15 protein-coding genes and 1 tRNA gene are annotated in these 16780 nt (G+C 60.6%); 10 read left to right on the top strand and 6 right to left on the bottom strand.

From position 1 onward, the window contains the following. Nucleotides 1-56 precede the first annotated feature (56 nt). Entirely contained in the window at nt 57-1205 is a 1149-nt protein-coding gene (locus B3547_RS16380; protein WP_292964731.1) for a serine hydrolase domain-containing protein, read from the top strand. A gap of 21 nt (nt 1206-1226) precedes the next feature. Next, nucleotides 1227-1616: a hypothetical protein gene (locus B3547_RS16375; RefSeq protein WP_292964730.1), complete on the top strand. Its 390-nt coding sequence runs from the start codon at nt 1227-1229 to the stop codon at nt 1614-1616. A 400-nt stretch (nt 1617-2016) separates the two neighbouring features. Here B3547_RS16375 and B3547_RS16370 read toward each other — a convergent pair. The 6 genes from B3547_RS16370 to B3547_RS16345 all read right to left on the bottom strand — a co-directional run bounded on the left by B3547_RS16370 (nt 2017) and on the right by B3547_RS16345 (nt 7807). After that, nucleotides 2017-2084 (bottom strand) — tRNA-Ser (locus B3547_RS16370). A 273-nt stretch (nt 2085-2357) separates the two neighbouring features. After that, a complete protein-coding gene (locus B3547_RS16365) occupies nt 2358-2729 on the bottom strand; it encodes a MerR family transcriptional regulator (protein WP_254894963.1) in 372 nt (123 codons plus the stop codon). A 171-nt stretch (nt 2730-2900) separates the two neighbouring features. After that, nucleotides 2901-4577: a long-chain-fatty-acid--CoA ligase gene (locus tag B3547_RS16360; protein WP_292964729.1), complete on the bottom strand. Its 1677-nt coding sequence runs from the start codon at nt 4575-4577 to the stop codon at nt 2901-2903. Continuing rightward, complete coding sequence (locus tag B3547_RS16355) at nt 4577-5878, bottom strand: OmpP1/FadL family transporter (protein ID WP_414690573.1); 1302 nt, start codon at nt 5876-5878, stop codon at nt 4577-4579. The genes B3547_RS16360 and B3547_RS16355 overlap by 1 nt, the downstream gene beginning before the upstream one ends. 36 nt (nt 5879-5914) lie before the next feature. Next, complete coding sequence (locus B3547_RS16350; RefSeq protein WP_127692166.1) at nt 5915-6280, bottom strand: DUF2147 domain-containing protein; 366 nt, start codon at nt 6278-6280, stop codon at nt 5915-5917. 162 nt (nt 6281-6442) lie between these two features. Further along, nucleotides 6443-7807, bottom strand: a complete 1365-nt coding sequence (locus tag B3547_RS16345; protein WP_292964728.1) for a DUF3422 domain-containing protein — start codon at nt 7805-7807, stop codon at nt 6443-6445. A 276-nt stretch (nt 7808-8083) separates the two neighbouring features. Between B3547_RS16345 and B3547_RS16340 the strand changes: the two genes are divergently transcribed. From B3547_RS16340 to B3547_RS16305, 8 genes are all read left to right on the top strand, one after another. After that, on the top strand, nt 8084-9220 hold the full coding sequence (locus B3547_RS16340; protein WP_084277353.1) for a thiolase family protein: 1137 nt from the start codon (nt 8084-8086) through the stop codon (nt 9218-9220). Next, a complete protein-coding gene (locus B3547_RS16335) occupies nt 9217-11544 on the top strand; it encodes a 3-hydroxyacyl-CoA dehydrogenase/enoyl-CoA hydratase family protein (protein WP_292964727.1) in 2328 nt (775 codons plus the stop codon). Before B3547_RS16340 ends, B3547_RS16335 begins: the two co-directional genes overlap by 4 nt. 55 nt (nt 11545-11599) lie before the next feature. Next, nucleotides 11600-13390, top strand: a complete 1791-nt coding sequence (locus B3547_RS16330) for an acyl-CoA dehydrogenase C-terminal domain-containing protein (RefSeq protein WP_292964726.1) — start codon at nt 11600-11602, stop codon at nt 13388-13390. A gap of 265 nt (nt 13391-13655) precedes the next feature. Continuing rightward, complete coding sequence (locus B3547_RS16325) at nt 13656-14288, top strand: NAD(P)H-dependent flavin oxidoreductase (protein WP_292964725.1); 633 nt, start codon at nt 13656-13658, stop codon at nt 14286-14288. 16 nt (nt 14289-14304) lie between these two features. Next, nucleotides 14305-15054, top strand: coding sequence for an electron transfer flavoprotein subunit beta/FixA family protein (locus B3547_RS16320; RefSeq protein ID WP_292964724.1), 750 nt, complete (start codon nt 14305-14307; stop codon nt 15052-15054). Between the two features lie 25 nt (nt 15055-15079). After that, entirely contained in the window at nt 15080-16012 is a 933-nt protein-coding gene (locus B3547_RS16315; protein WP_127692171.1) for an electron transfer flavoprotein subunit alpha/FixB family protein, read from the top strand. Nucleotides 16013-16015: 3 nt separating this feature from the next. Next, the gene (locus B3547_RS16310; protein ID WP_292964723.1) at nt 16016-16438 is read left to right on the top strand and encodes a PaaI family thioesterase; all 423 of its coding nucleotides are present in this window, start codon (nt 16016-16018) and stop codon (nt 16436-16438) included. Between the two features lie 20 nt (nt 16439-16458). Further along, nucleotides 16459-16758, top strand: coding sequence for a polyhydroxyalkanoic acid system family protein (locus B3547_RS16305; protein WP_086485700.1), 300 nt, complete (start codon nt 16459-16461; stop codon nt 16756-16758). The last annotated feature ends 22 nt before the right edge of the window (nt 16759-16780 follow it).

The following is a 16780-nucleotide window of genomic DNA, read 5'->3' as shown; positions in this document are numbered from 1 at the left end:
ACGCCGGTCGCGCGACCGGCGACAGCCCACCTCCGTCGCGTCATGGCTTCATCATCATGAACGAGGATCTGATGATGGGATTGAGAATGATGAGACGGGTGCTGCTGCTGACAGCGTTGTGCGCCGCGACACCGGGCCGAGCCGAGACCTCAATCCCCGGCACAGCACCCCCGCTTGAAGCAGCGTTAACGCGCGCCTCGGCCGTGCTGAGCAGGGCGCGGCTTCCTGGCGAACTTGTTGTGGCGGATGCAGACGGAGCCGAGCGCGCCGTCGCTTACGGCCTTGCCGACCGCGAGGCGCGCAAGGCCAATAGGGTTGGTCAGCGCTGGGTCTGGGCCAGCATCACGAAGCAGGTGACGGCGACGCTGGTCATGCAGGAGGTTGACCGCGGGCGGATTGCGCTCGACGCAGCCATTGGCACCTTCCTGCCCGGCTTCGGCGGCGACCGTGCCATAACCATCCGCCAGCTGCTCCAGCACCGCTCGGGCCTGCCGAACCCGGCTGACACGCCAGCAGTCGACGGCGTGCCTGCCTTTTACCGCGAGACTGGCAGCGGCATCGGAAATACAGCCCGTGCGGCCGGCTTCTGCGCCGGGGCAAAAAAACGGCCGCGCGGCGGCGACTGGGAGTACAACAACTGCGACTATCTCGTGCTCGGCGCCGTGCTGGAGGCGGTGACCGGCCTCCCCTACGGCCGGCTTGTCGATCAACGTATCGCCCGGCCGCTCGGGCTCCGATCCTTGCGCCTTGCGCCCGACAGCGCGACGCGCGGCGGTGCGGCTGCGGTCGGCTATGACGGGGCGGCGCGCGTGGCCGCCGTTAACGTCGCCACGGGCGGCGCGTCCCACGCGCTGACCGGCAGCGCTCGTGACCTGGCCGAGTTCGACCGCGCGCTGATGGCTGGTCGTCTATTGTCTCCTCAGGCCCGCGCGACCGCCTGGGAGGGCGACCCGCAGCTCGGGTTCATGGCGCTCGGCGTCTGGTCGTTCCCTGCGCGCCTGGATGGTTGCGCTGCGCCGGTGCAGATCGTGGAACGGCGCGGCGACTTCGCGGGCACGCAGGTGCGCAACATCATCGCCCCTGAGCTTGGTCGCGCGGTCATCCTGTTCACCAACGACCAGTCGGTCGAATTCGGCGAAGTGTGGCAGGGCGAGGGTCTGACCTTCGACCTGCTGTCGGCCGCGCTGTGCCCGGCCAATCCCTGAACCCTGTAAGGAGAAGACCCAATGCATCCTCTCGCCCATGCCGCTCTGCTCGGCATCGCGCTTTGTGCTGCTACAGTTCCCGTGCTCGCGCAGGACAAGTCGACGCTCGCCGGCAACTGGACCGCCGACCTGCGACCTGAACCGCAGGCACCCGCCTACCCCAAGGCAATGACGCTCGCGGTCGCGGCCGATGGCACACTGACCGGCCGCTTCTACGAGCACCAGATCGAACGTGGACGTGTGGGCGCCACCAACGGCCGTCCATGCTTTGCATTTCGCACGCAGGACGGAACCGGCCCGTACCACAGCTCCGGTTGTCTAATAGGCGACCGCATCGAGGGGCAGACGTGGTCGGAAGGGCGGAACTTCATCCTGATGTGGACGGCCACCCGGAACGTCTTACCCAAATGAGGGCTGCTGTCGGCGCAGGATCATGTCCGTACGCCGCGGGTGGCCCTCCAGCTTTGCGTCATCCGCTTGCCACGGGTTCAGCCAGTCATTCCTCTTCCCGATCACGGCTTGTGCATGTCATACGTCAACGAGGAACGCCGATTGCATCTAATGTCGGGTCTTGCTCCGATGGCAGCGCGTGTTCAGCCGACATCGCGCTTACCACTGACCTGCCCCCTGCGGGCTCCCTCGATTTGATGTAGAGTCTCCACCAAACTGCATGCCTAACCCGGCCATCCTGGTTCAGAGTCGCGAGGGATGGGGCCTGACTTACAGCTACCTAGAGAGCTACCTAGAGCACTGAATGATGGGTCCAGTGCAGCAGCAAATAGCCCTAAGACTTTGTATTTCATAAAGAATTTGGTGGACGCACTAGGGCTCGAACCTAGGACCCGCTGATTAAGAGCGGTTTTCTGTCCGTAAGCGTCCACTGACATTCGTTTGCTTCCAATGGCAATCAACAGGCAACTGAGAATTGAAGTTGGAATCGCAGGTGAGCGCATGAAGATGACATGGCGCGAGACCGGCGCCCGGCGAATGTCCGGGGCAAGTCAGACGAGGGCTTCGGCCGCCGCTTAGAGAGGGCGAGTGTTGCGACTTTGCATGGCAAAGTGGAGCGCGCATGGTTTGATCATGGCTTGGAAATCGGGTTGGAATTTCCCGTAGGCGATCTTGGCCGCTAAGAGGATCCTAGGGCGCGGACTATTTCTGCTTTCGCATGAGGTGCGTGGTAGCCTCATTTTCGATCTTGGTCAGTTCCTCGATAGTTAAATCAAGGGCGCTACGCTGACCCTTCAGATCAATAAGTCTCTCGCGGACGCGCTCTACGAGTCTGCCCATCTGCTCATGATGTCCCGGGTCGGCATCATATAGATCGAGGAACTCCTTGATCTCTCGAATGGAGAAACCCAGCCGCTTGCCCCGGAGAATGAGTTGCATCCTCCCGATCTCGCGCTTGGAATATATGCGCGTATTGCCGACGCGTTGGGGGTCGATCAAACCCTCCTTCTCATAGAAGCGGAGAGTTCGCAGTGTGACCCCCAACTCGCGGGCAACATCATTTATACCTTGCAGTGGGGGTGTAAATTCACGCGCATCCCGCGCCCCGGCACCGTTATTATCAACAGGCGCTTTGATCCGCTCACGTCTCACGTTGGCCTTGCTCCGCCTATCAATGTCCGCCACCCTCATCCCACGGTGCCTGTTGCAAAACAGCAAAGTTTGACAGTGGCAGGCCGGTGGCGCTCATGCGAGCTTTTTATTCTCCTCCTCGACAAGTTCCTTCTTCGATAGCTTGCCAATCATGGTCTTGGGCAGGCTATCGCGAATTTCGATCGCTTTTGGCATCTCGATCTTGCTGAGGCGCTCTCGAAGAAAATCCTTCAGTTCGCCCGTAGTGACGGTTGCATCCTTGTGTAGTGCCACGAAGAGCTTGGGCGACTGACCTCGGTAAGGATCCGGAATCCCAATGGCGATTGCCTCCTTGATGGCTGGATGCTGGTATGCGGCGTCCTCGATGATGCGAGGATAGACATTATAGCCGCCGCAAAAAATCACGTCCTTGATGCGATCGACAAGGAAGAGGTAGCCATCTTCATCGAGATATCCGATGTCCCCAGTCCGTAGCGCTCCCTCAACGAATATCGCCTGCGTGTCTTCTTCGCGCTGCCAATATCCTTTCATGACCTGTGGGCCCCGGGCGCAGACTTCGCCCCGCTCGCCTTGGGGAAGCGCCCTCGTAGGGTTCTCCGGATCGCGGATTTCCAGGATGGTGCCGGGAAAGCGCGGCCCACAGCTGTTGTCTTTCACGAGGCCGTCCAGGGGATTACACGCTATGATAGGGGCCGTCTCGGAAAGGCCGTAGCCTTCAACGACTTTTGCCCCGGTCCGCTCTTCGAAACGCTCCCGGACATCGAGGGGCAGAGGGGCACCGCCCGATATGCAGGCTCTCACTGACGACAGGTTCGGAATCTTGTCGTCCGCGAGCCCGTTGAGAGCCACATAGATGGTGGGCACGCCGAAGAACTGGGTGGGGGGCTTGCGCTTCATGGTTTTGAGGACCTGGTCCATCTCGAAGCGAGGAAGCAGCACCATCTCCGCACCGATCTCGACGGAGAAATTCAGCACTGTGGTGAGCGCAAAGACATGGAACATGGGCAGAACGCCGAGTGTGCGCTCTTGGCGGGAGCTGTGCCCCCCAACATGCACGACCATCTGCGCGCTGTTGGCGGCGAGGTTGGCATGCGTGAGCATCGCTCCTTTGGGAACACCGGTCGTTCCGCCGGTGTATTGCAACACCGCAACGTCGTCCGGCTCACGCCGCACAGGATTCGGGAGAACATTGCTCGACAAGAGTCTGTTCAAACGGACGTGAATGCTCTCGTCCAGTACACGAGCATGATCCTTGCGCTTGAACAAGGTAAAGCCCAAGCCTTTCATCCGCGGCAACATGTCGACCATGCCGCATAGAATGATCTTGTCCAGGCCGGCGCTTGCTGCAACCGCCTCCACTTTCCCATGGATTGCCTTCAGATCCGGTACGGCCATCATCCGCGTGCCTGAGTCGCGGATTTGATGCTCAAGTTCTCGCTCGGTGTAGAGAGGGTTGAAATTCACGATGATCGCACCGACCTGGAGTGCGGCAAAATACAGGACAACGAAGTACGGACAATTGGGCAGGCAAAGGCCGAATCGATCGCCTTTCTTCAAGCCCTGATCCTGCAGGCCCCTGGCTGCCCTCTGCACGAGGCCGCCGATCTCACCGTAGGTCCAGGTTCTACCCAGGAAATCGATCGCTATCCGGTCTGGATAGAGCGCAACCGCGTTATCCAGCAGGTCGGTGATCAATCGGGGTGGAAGCGACGGATCCTGCTGTCCGTCGAAGATGTCTGAAATGGGTTCAGCCATGGCAGCCTCGAACATCAGAAGGTCAACCGACCACCAAGGGACAGCACGACGGCATGAGCGTCGTTCACCCCGCCGTTGACCAGGATAGGGGTCTGCGCGGCACTTCCAGCATAAGCGGCAGTTGTCCGATCAATCGTCTCGTCTTTGAAAGCGATGTAAGCGGCGGCGGCATTGAGGGTGAAATTGCGGGAAAGAGCAAAGCTGCTGCCCGCCGCGAAGTTCCATCGATCCGCATCTGGCACGCGCGCGTCGCGATTGCCGTCCCTCGTCGGGGTTTGATCGTGCTGCACGCCTGCGCGGATGGTCCATTGGGGGGAGGCAGAATAATCAATGCCACCCGCGAAGCTCCAGGTGTTTCGGTAGTTTTCCGGGATGGCAGTATTGAGCGGAGACCCCAGCTTGATGCTGTCGAACTCCGACCATCCGAAGCGGACAATCTGGCTGTTCAAGGTCAGCCTGGGAGACACCGCTACGCGTGCGCCGACTGTTGCCTGCCAGGGCGTGCGGAAACTCGCGCCGGTGTCGATCGAGCCATTTTGTCCGGCTAGCGGTCCAAGCAGCCCGGTCGTTGTGATCGAACCTTTCAGGTCATGCTTCACGCTGGACTTGTAGCTCGCACCCAGTGTGACGGGACCTGCGCGATATTGGAGACCAGCAGTCCAGCCCAGATCCCAACCATCGCCCTTGAGTTCCTGATGGCCATCGGCCAGGAGCGGGGAAAGATTGGGCAGATAATTAGACAGAGTAGCGTCCGCATATTCGATATTCAGCGCCGCGCCGATGCTGAGGTTGGGCGTTGGCATAAACGCGATTGACGGCTGGATATCGTAGGTGCGCAACTTCGTCTTATCGGTGGTGTAGCGCACCCAGCTTGTCGCCTCGTAGTCGGTGGTAAAGCTGTAAGGCGATGTCAGTGCGAGCCCGACGGCCAGTTTCGGGCTGACTGCAAAGGCGATCGCTCCTGATGGGAGGATGCCGTTGTTGATGGGATTACGCGATCTCTGATCACCACCGACCGCTGCAGGCGTCTGTCCCGGCCGTACGATGAGCGTATTGACGTTGTCGATACTACCCTTAGGGAGGATCGCGCTGATCGCGAAATGGCTATCGACGCCTGACACGCCCCCGATCGCCGCCGGGTTCCACCAGAGAGATTCCGCTCCCTGATCGGCAACTTCGCCTGAGAATGCGCGGCCCGCGCCCTTGACCGACTGTTCCTGAAGATAAAAGCCACCGGCATGTGCAACCTGCGGCACTGCCAGCGCTCCGACAAGAGCTACGGTTACATGACGTTTCAGGCCGTGTTTCAATGCTATTCTCCCCTCGCGTGATTTATTTCAGATGCGTTGATGTCAGCGTAAACGTATCCAGGTCTGGGTCTTGCACAGTGGCCAGACGATGCAGCCCTTCAGGCGCAAATGATCGCTGTCGATCACGGTGACGGTCGCGCCGTAAGTGCCGCCGTCCTCGGCGTTGTAGATGGTGCCGCCGGACCAGGAGCCGGATTTCCATTGGAAGCCCTGCAGGATTCGCAAGTCTTTCAGGGGGCGGCTGCGCAGCTGCGCATCCTTGTTCTTCTCATCGCGCAACTGCGGGTTCGCCCGAAGGCCGTCGGAGGACAGCAAAGTGCCGCAGATGGATGAACCGCATCTGGCAATCTCGACCACGCCATGTCGGTTTTCGGTCTGCCAACGACCCACCGCTGCGTCGGCCGGCATCGATGCCGCTGCCAGTATTGCCAGTAAGATTGTCATTCGTTCCGCTCCCATGAGGCACCGCTAACGCGATTGTTCTTTGCTGGACCGCGTCGAAGTGGCTCGAATCGGCCTCTCCCTCACCATCATGTTGACGTATAGGTAAGTCAAGGACTCAAATCGTCATCATTCTTCCGATTTAGTCCGGTGGCTGTTTGCCGCTTCCGGAGGCTGGCGATGCATCCCACCGCTGTCCGGGTTTTCTTTACGTATCGACTTGACCGAGGCGTCGGCGACGGCTCGGCGACGTGCGTAGGCGATTGAGAAAAATGCGATTACCGCAACCAGCGGAGCCAAACCCCCCAGGACAATAACGGAGGAAAAGGGGGGGAATGCCTTCTCGGCTGCCTTGAGAGGGTATCCGATTAGGCCGAGCGCGTAGTAGCCCACGGCAACCGCTGAGAGTCCCTCGACCAGGTGTTGGAGGCGAAGCTGCATGCGAACGCTGCGGTCCATTGAAGCAAGCAGCGACGCATTCTGATTTTCAATGTGTGTCTCGACCCGTGCGCGCAGGAGGGCAGTGAACTGTGCGGCTCGAAGGCTGACCTGGGCTAGGCGCGTCTGAAAATCCCGGCATGTTCGGACCGCTGGATTAAAGCGCCTTCCGGTGAAGTCGCTAAGCGACTGGAATCCTGGAAGGCGCGATACAACGAGATCGGTAAGCCGCTCTGCGACGATCTCAGCATAGGCGGCCGTGGCGCTCAGCCTTGAATCCGTTTCACTCGCTAATGTTAGCAATCTTGCGGTCAGCGACGACAGAGAGGCAAGAAGGCTATCATCAGTGCGCGAAGAATCGCGCAATGCCCGACCAGTCTCGTCCAGACTGCGCTCGATCTCATCCAGCACGCTCCAGCCATGTCGCGCAGTCGGCAAACCGAGAAGCGCGAGGTTCCGATAGTTCCCCAGTTCCTGCACGCGCTGGATACAGCGGGAAACCTCGTCAACGCTTGCGCCATTGGTCGCGACCACTAGGCGCCCATACCCTTCTGCATGTATGCGAAAGTCGCTCCAGATCCGGATGGCATCGTCGACGACGCATGAAACCAAATGGGCAGGGTGAAATGCAGCTCTCTCGATAAGCTCGGCGGCAGCGCTGTCGCTGGTGACGACGACGATCTGCGTGGCGCGGATCACGCTGCCAGGAAGCTCTTCCATCCAGGTCAAAGCCTCTGCAGAAGGTCCGGTCAGGGGTAAGTTCCACTCCGGATTTTTATTTTCCGTAGCAAATGTAAGGGTGGTTGTGATTGCCTCGCTATGCCTTTCCCAAGCGATACGGACAGCATCTTTCCAGCCGGTTTCCATATGTCGCGCGGTACGATGCAGCTCTGCACCACGCAGATCGCTGATCACGGACCACTCCTTCTCCCACTGCTCGTCATCGAGCAGTCGCACGGTCTGTATGGCGAGCGCCGGCGGATCTAGTCTCGCAAATCGCCGCAGGTGCATTTCGTTGACGACCTGTCGGCGCAAGGCATGTTCATGAAGGCGCATTTCGAATCTCCTTCAGCGCGGCGCACGCTACCTTTGTGGATGGGCCGGGATCGCCGCATTGCCGGACGCATCAGCGTTTGCTTGGGTCGGGGCTGGGGGCGGGTTTTCAGGCATTCCTTGCTGTCACGGCCACCCTCCTTCTTCACATGGCCCGTGCTCGCTCGCGCCGCTTCCGCGTACCATGCCAAACATTTCTGTTGACGTATAGGTCAATCTTAGCACCATTAGGTCATCAGCGTGTTTCTGATTCCCGATTCCATGGAGAGGCTTCGATCGATGCGTAATGTGGTTGTCGCGGGTTATGCCCGTTCGCCGTTTCATCTGGCTGGCAAGGGCGCGCTTGCGCGCGTCCGCCCGGACGATCTGGCTGCTCAGGTCATCCGCGGTCTGATTGAACGTACCGGTGTAAAGCCCGAGGATATCGAGGATATCGTGCTCGGTTGCGCCTTCCCCGAGGGGGAGCAAGGCTTCAACGTCGCGCGTCTCATCGGCCTTCTGGCTGATCTGCCGCTCTCGGTCGCTGGCATGACGGTCAACCGCTTCTGCGGATCGTCGATGAGTTCTGTGCACATCGCTGCCGGGCAGATTCAACTGGGCGCGGGCGAGGTCTTTATCTGCGCGGGCGTCGAATCGATGAGCCGTGTACCGATGATGGGGTTCAATCCGCTTCCGAACGCTGAGCTGGCCAAGAAGACGGCCGCCTATCTCGGGATGGGCGACACTGCTGAAAACGTCGCCACCAAGTATCAGATTTCGCGTGCGCAGCAGGAAGCCTTTGCCGTCGCGAGCCAGGACAAGGCCGCCTCCGCCATCGCTGCGGGCAAGCTCGAGGCCGAGATCGTCCCGATCCCGACCAAAGCCGGCATCGTCGACAAGGACGGCACGCCGCGTCCCGGAACGACGGTGGAAGCGCTTGCCGGCCTCAAGCCTGCCTTTGCCCAAGAAGGAACCGTAACCGCAGGCACATCTTCACCCTTGACCGATGGCGCCAGCGCGGTTCTCATCGCCAGCGAAGACTATGCGCTTGCCAACGGGCTTCCCATTCTGGCGCGGATCAAGTCGGTCGCGGTCTCGGGATGTCAGCCCGAGATCATGGGCATCGGTCCGGTTGAGGCTTCGCGCAAGGCGCTTGGCCGTGCAGGCCTCGATGTTGGACAACTCGATATTGTCGAGTTGAACGAGGCTTTCGCCAGCCAGTCGCTGGCTTGCATTTCCGATCTTGGGCTCGATGTCGACAAGGTCAATGTCGACGGTGGCGCGATCGCCATCGGCCATCCTTTGGGAGCGACCGGCGCGCGCATCGTGGGCAAGGCCGCGGCGCTGCTGAAGCGCGAAGGTGGCAAATATGCGCTCGCGACCCAGTGCATCGGTGGCGGGCAGGGGATCGCGACGGTGCTGGAGGCAGCGGAATGAGCGGCCCTGCTTCCGTGAAGAAGGTCTGCGTCATCGGCGCAGGCACGATGGGTGCGGGCATCGCGGCGCAGGTCGCTAATGCCGGTATTCCCGTTCTCCTCCTCGATATCGTGCGCGATCCTGATGATCGCAACGCCGTGGCGGCGGGCGCGGTGGCCAAGATGCTCAAGACGGACCCGGCTCCTTTCATGTCGAAGGCGGCGGCAAAGCTGGTCGAAACTGGCAATATCGAGGACGATCTGGCGAAAATCGCCGATTGTGACTGGATCGTCGAGGCGATTGTCGAACGGCTGGATCTCAAGCACGGGCTTTACGAGAAGATCGAGGCGCATCGCAGACCGGATGCGGCCGTGTCATCCAACACCTCGACCATCCCGCTGGGGCAACTGATCGAGGGGCGGTCGGAAGGCTTTCGCAGCCACTTTCTTATCACCCATTTCTTCAATCCGCCCCGCTATATGCGGCTGCTGGAGATCGTGACAGGAGCCGAGAGCGATACGGCTCTGGTGGAACGGATCGCTGACTTCGCAGATCGCACGCTTGGGAAGAGCGTGGTTCGCGCAAAGGATACACCGGGCTTCATCGCCAATCGCATTGGCACCTTCTGGATTCAGGCGGCGCTCAACGCAGCCTTCGACCTGGGAATCACGGTCGAACAGGCTGATGCGATCGCGGGAAAGCCCATGGGGGTCCCCAAGACAGGGGTTTTCGGGCTTGTCGATCTCGTAGGCATCGATCTCATGCCCTATCTGCAAAAGAGCCTGACCTCGACCCTGCCGGCCGATGATCCCTATCAGGCGATCGCGCGGCCCGCGCCGCTAATCGACCGGATGATCGCGGACGGCTATACCGGCCGCAAGGGCAAAGGCGGCTTTTACCGCCTGAACCGAGATGCCGGCAAACGCAAGGAGGCCATCGATCTTTCGACCGGCGACTATCGGCCGGCCATTAAGGCGCCGTCTGTTTCTGGCGCGGCTGGTAAAGGCGACCTTGCAGCTCTTATCGCTCTACCCGGTGAGGCGGGCGCTTATGCCTGGGCCATCCTCGGTGCGACTCTGTCCTACGCCGCCAGCCTCGTGCCGGAAATCGCTGACGACATCGTTGGCGTCGATACGGCGATGAAGCTTGGGTATAACTGGAAGTTCGGGCCCTTCGAACTCATCGACAAGATCGGCGCGGCGAAGCTCACCGAACGGCTCGCCGCCGAAGGCCGTCCGGTGCCGGCGCTGCTGACGTTAGCGGGAGATCGCAGTTTCTACCGCGTGGAAAATGGCAAACGGCAATATCTTGGACTGGATGGCGATTATCATGATGTCGTCAGGCCCGAAGGTGTCTTGTTGCTCGAGGACATCAAGCTCTCCTCGCAGCCGCTGATCAAGAACGGTTCGGCCGCACTCTGGGATATCGGCGACGGTGTGGTGGCCTTCGAATTCACCGGCAAGATGAACGCCCTCGACGGTGACGTCATGGCCCTGATCGGCAAAGCCATCCCGCTGGTGCAAGAGAAATACAAAGCGCTGGTCGTCTATAATGAAGGCAGCAACTTCTCGGCCGGCGCGAATCTCGGGCTTGCCCTGTTCGCGCTCAATATCGCGGCATGGGGCGAAATCGAAAAGCTCGTCGCGGGTGGCCAGGAAGCCTACAAGGCGCTTAAATATGCGCCGTTCCCGGTGGTGAGCGCGCCATCGGGCATGGCTCTGGGCGGTGGTTGTGAAATACTGCTGAACAGCGACGCGGTTCAGGCACATGCCGAAAGTTATATCGGCCTCGTCGAATGTGGGGTGGGCCTGATCCCCGGCTGGGGTGGCTGCGGTGAGATGCTCGATCGCTGGCGGCAGAATCCCGCTTTGCCCAAAGGGCCCATGCCTTCCGTCGCAAAGGTTTTCGAGACCGTTTCGACAGCGACGGTCGCCAAATCCGCGGCCGAAGCAAAAGAATATGGCTTCCTGCGACCCGGCGACGGCATCACGATGAACCGCGATCGTCTTCTCAGCGATGCGAAGTCGAAGGCTCTGGCACTGGTCGAAGGATATGCGCCGCCCGCTCCGCCGGAATTTCGTCTGCCTGGAGCCGGCGGCAAGGTGGCCCTCGAACTCGCCGTCGAAGGCTTCCAGGCTCGCGGTCTCGCCACGTCCTATGACGGGGTGGTCTCGGGTGCGCTCGCCGATGTGCTGTCTGGCGGGGAGAAGGATCTGATCGATATCGTCAGCGAAGCCGATCTTCTCGCATTGGAGCGCAAGGCTTTCATGCAGCTCGTTCGTGACCCGCGTACGCAGGCGCGCGTGGAGCAGATGCTTGTGACCGGCAAGCCGCTTCGCAACTGACAAGATGCGGGTCGTGCGCCGTCAGGTGCGTTGGCCCGCGGGGAGATATTTAACCATGCAAGTCTATGACGCTCCACTGCGCGACATGCGCTTTGTCCTCAACGAGCTCCATCAGGATGACGGTTTCGGGGATATCCCCGCATTGTCCGAGTTCACCCCGGACCTGACCGATGCGGTGCTCGAGGAAGCAGCCCGCTTCTGCCGCGATGTGCTCTTGCCGCTCAACCGATCGGGTGACGAGGAAGGCTGCCACCTCGAAAATGGCGTGGTGCGCACGCCGCAGGGCTTTCCGGAAGCCTATCGCCAGTTCGCAGAAGGCGGCTGGACCTCGCTCGCGTCCGATCCGGAATGGGGTGGTCAGGGTCTACCGGAGACGGTGAACAAGCTCGTGGAGGAAATGATCTGTTCGGCTAATCTGAGCTTTGGCCTCTACCCAGGGCTCACCCACGGCGCGACGACTGCCGTGGAAGGCCATGGCAGTGATGCGCTCAAACAGGCCTATCTGCCCAAGATGGTGAGTGGCCAGTGGTCGGGCACCATGTGCTTGACCGAACCGCATTGCGGTACCGATCTTGGTCTTTTGCGTTCGCGCGCCGTGCCCCAGGGCGACGGCAGCTACAAGGTCACGGGCTCGAAGATCTTCATCTCAGCCGGCGAGCATGACCTCACCGAAAATATCATTCATCTGGTTCTGGCGCGCCTCCCCGATGCGCCAAAAGGCGTGAAGGGCATCAGCCTGTTTCTCGTGCCCAAATATCTCCCGAAGGAGGATGGCACTCCGGGACCATCGAACGGCGTGCAATGCGCGGCCATCGAACATAAGATGGGCCTCAAGGCATCCGCTACATGCCAGATGAATTTTGACGATTCCGTCGGTTGGCTGGTCGGCGAGCCCAATAAGGGCATGGCCGCGATGTTCACGATGATGAATACCGAGCGCGTGTCGGTAGGCATCCAGGGGCTGGGCGTGGGCGAGGCCGCTTATCAGGCGGCGGCATGGTATGCGAAAGACCGGATCCAGGGTCGCGCACTTTCTGGACCCAAATATCCCGATCAGGCGGCCGATCCCATCATCGTGCATCCTGACGTACGGCGCATGCTGATGACGATGCGCGCCTATAATGAGGGTTGTCGCGCCTTGTCGGCCTGGGTGTCTCGCGCGCTCGATGCGGAGAAGCATTCGCCGGAACCGGAAGTGCGGCAGCGTGCATCGGATTTCATTGCGCTGATGACGCCGGTCGTCAAAGCCATGTTCACCGACATGTCCTTTGAAAGCGCCAACCTGGCGGTCCAATGTTATGGTGGACATGGATACATTCGCGAGAGCGGCGTCGAGCAATATGCTCGCGATGCCCGCATCACCATGATCTACGAGGGCACGAACGGGGTTCAGGCACTTGACCTCGTCGGTCGAAAGCTTGGCGCTCATATGGGTCGTTATCTGCGCAGCTTCTTCCATCCCGTTTCGGCCTTCATCGAGGAGAACAATGTCGACGGGCCGATGAAGCCGATGGTCGAGGCGCTTGCCAAGGCATTTGGCGCGCTTCAGCTTTCGACCGCGACAGTCGCCCAGCGAGCAATGAAGGATCCGGAGGAAGCCGGTGCCGCGTCGACAGATTATCTTCGTCTGCTCGGTCTGGTCGCGATGGGCTATTGTTTTGCCAAAGCCACAAAAATCGCCGGATTTCAGCTGTTTTTCGGAACTGAAGACAAGCGATTCTACGACGCCAAGATCAAGACGGCGACATTCTTCTTCGAGCGAATCCTGCCGCAGGCGACCGCGCACTTCCTGTCGATCAAGGCAGGCAAGAAGTCGATGATGGCGCTGGAGGATGAGATCTTTTGACGCTCCCCGCACTTCTTGGCGACCGACTTGCGATCCCGGCCATCGTCGCGCCGATGTTTCTGGTCTCTGGTCCGGACCTGGTGGTCGAGTGCTGCAAGGCAGGGTTGCTGGGCACTTTTCCCGTCCTCAACCAGCGTAGCAGCGAAGGCTATGGAGAATGGCTCGACGAGATAGAGGGACGGCTTGCGGGGAAGAGGGGGCTGCGCCCTTCGGTGTCAATCTCATCGTTCACAAAAGCAATCCCAGGCTCGAGGCTGATCTGGAGTTGACGGTCCGGCACCGCGTACCGCTCGTCATCACCTCGCTGGGTGCGGCAGCCGAGGTGGTTCAGGTCGTGCAGGGTTATGGGGGTCTCGTGTTTCACGACGTTACTAGCGTGCGCCATGCGGAAAAAGCGGTAGCTGCCGGCGTGGATGGACTGATCGCGGTGGCAGCCGGGGCAGGGGGGCATGGCGGAACGTTAAGTCCTTTTGCTCTGGTCGAAGAAATACGCCGCTTCTTTTCGGGGCCGCTGGCGCTGGCAGGCGCCATTACGCGGGGCCAGCAGATCGCCGCCGCCCGTCTGATGGGGGCGGACCTGGCTTATATCGGCTCGCACTTCATCGCTGCGGAGGAGAGTCTCGCTGGCGGAGACCAGAAAGATATGATGATCGAAGCGAATGCCGCCGACATCGTCTACACCGATCGCGTCACCGGGATCGGTGCCAACTTCCTGGGACGTAGCCTCGCAGCCGCAAGCGTTCCCGAGCAGCATGGCGCCCTCTCGCTCTCCGAGGAAGCGCGTGCCTGGAAGACGGTCTGGTCGGCGGGGCACGGCGTGGGGTCGACGCAGGCGCGGCGCTCCGCGCGCGCGCTGTGCGATGACCTCAAGCATGAATTCGAAGCGACACTTCAATGACAGATAGGATGTCCTGATGAAGATCCTTGTGCCCGTGAAGCGGGTTATCGATTACAATGTGAAGCCGCGCGTGAAGGCGGATGGCACGGGCGTGGACTTGGCCAACGTCAAGATGAGCATGAACCNNTTCGACGAAATCGCCGTCGAGGAAGCCATTCGCCTGAAGGAAAAGGGCGCGGCGAGCGAGGTCGTGGCGGTATCGATCGGCGTTGCCAAGGCGCAGGAAACTCTGCGCACGGCGCTCGCCATGGGTGCGGACCGCGCAATCCTGATCCAGACCGATGATGATGTCGAACCGCTGGGCGTCGCCAAGCTGCTCGCCAAGGTGCAGCAAGAGGAAGGCGCTGGCCTGATCATCCTGGGCAAGCAGGCGATCGACGACGACAGCAACCAGACCGGCCAGATGCTCGCCGCGCTGCTGAACCTGCCGCAGGGCACGTTCGCCAGCAAGGTCGAGGTCGAGAGCGACAAGGTCAATGTCACCCGCGAAGTCGATGGCGGCCTGGAGACTTTGAAGCTCTCCATCCCGGCGATCATCACCACCGACCTGCGCCTCAACGAGCCGCGCTATGCCTCGCTGCCCAACATCATGAAGGCCAAGGCCAAGCCGCTCGCGACCAAGGCGCCAGCTGATTACGGCGTCGATATCGCGCCACGGCTGGAGACGCTCAAGGTCGTCGAGCCGCCCAAGCGTTCGGCCGGCATCAAGGTTGCCGATGTCGATGAACTGGTGGCCAAACTCAAGGCCCTGGGAGTTGCGGCGTGAGCCGCCGGAAAGCGGGAGTTGCAGCATGACGAAGACGCTCGTTTGGGTCGAACATGAGGGCGGGGCCGTCAAGGATGCGACCCTTTCTGCCGTGACCGCCGCAGCCAAGCTGGGCGAAGTCCATATGCTGGTCGTCGGCCAAGGCGTCGACGGCGTGGCCGCAGAAGCCGCCAGGATCGCCGGCGTGGGCAAGGTCCATGTCGCCGACGACGGGGCTTTTGCCCATGCGCTGGCCGAGAATGTCGCGCCGCTGATCGTCGAACTGATGGGCCATCATGACGCGTTCGTCGCGCCGGCCACCAGCAACGGCAAGAACGTCGCGCCGCGCGTCGCTGCACTGCTGGACGTCATGCAGATCAGCGACATCCTGTCGGTTGAGAGCGAGGACACGTTCACCCGTCCAATCTATGCCGGCAATGCCATCGCCACGGTCAGGTCGAAGGACGCCAAGAAGGTCATCACTGTTCGCGGCACGGCCTTTGACAAGGCGTCGAAGGACAGCGGCAGCGGTGTGGTGGAAGCCGTGAACTCGACCGGGGACAAGGGTATTTCCTCCTTCGTCGGCGCCGAGATCGTCAAGCTGGAACGGCCCGAGCTAACCAGCGCCAAGATCATCGTGTCGGGCGGCCGTGCGTTGAAGGATGGCGAGACGTTCGAAGCGACTATCTTTCCGTTGGCTGACAAGCTGGGCGCAGCGGTTGGTGCAAGCCGCGCCGCGGTCGATGCAGGCTATGTGCCCAACGACTATCAGGTCGGCCAGACCGGTAAGATCGTAGCTCCCGAAGTCTATATCGCCGTCGGCATCTCCGGCGCGATTCAGCATCTCGCCGGCATGAAAGACTCAAAGACCATCATCGCCATCAATAAGGATGAGGATGCCCCGATCTTTCAGGTAGCGGACATCGGCCTGGTTGGCGACCTGTTCAAGGTTGTGCCAGAGCTTGCAGAAAAGCTCTAGGCGATGACCGGTCTCGACGAGATCAAAAGCCTCATGGCAGTTGGTGAGCGACCGCCGATGATGGCTTTGTTCGATATCGACCTGGACGAGGTGGAACATGGCCGCGTGGTCTTTTCCGCTTCGCCCGGTCGGCAGAGCTACAATTTCATGGGCATTGCCCATGGTGGCTATGCCGCAATTTTGCTGGATTCCGCCTGCGGCGTGGCCGCCAACGCGGCCGCGCCATCGCCGGTCAACTGCGTCACTCTGGAACTTAAGGTAGCCTATCACGCGCCGTTGACCGAAGAAATCGGAAGGGTGAGGGCGATTGGCCAGGTTCTCTCAATAGGCAAAAGAGTCGCGCACACCGACGCCAAATTGATCGACGCGCAAGGCAAGCTCTATGCGTCTGCTACATCGACGTTGCTGATAACGGCGCGCCAATAATCGATTAAAGGATAACGACCGTGGAAATCACCATCCCGCATAATCTGGGTCAGGCCGAAGCGAAGCGGCGCATTGATCAGGGGCTTCCAAAGCTCGAGCAACATATCCCAGGGGGTGGCTCGCTTAAAAGTGCATGGGTCTCGGAACATTCGCTTCAGCTTACCATCGGCGCCATGGGCCAGACGATACCAGTCCGACTGGATGTCGATGATGACAAGCTGCGGGGTGACGTAACTGTCCCCATGTTCCTGAAGATGATGTCGGGACAGATCGGCGACTTTGTTCGCACCAGCGCGGAAAAGATGCTGAGTAAGGCGTAATAAGCTGATCTGACCAGTTGCG

It is taken from the genome of Novosphingobium sp. UBA1939, from assembly GCF_002336885.1.
Lineage (GTDB): Bacteria > Pseudomonadota > Alphaproteobacteria > Sphingomonadales > Sphingomonadaceae > Novosphingobium.
Note: the sequence above shows the minus strand (reverse complement) of the source record. Positions and strands in the feature narration are given on the sequence as shown.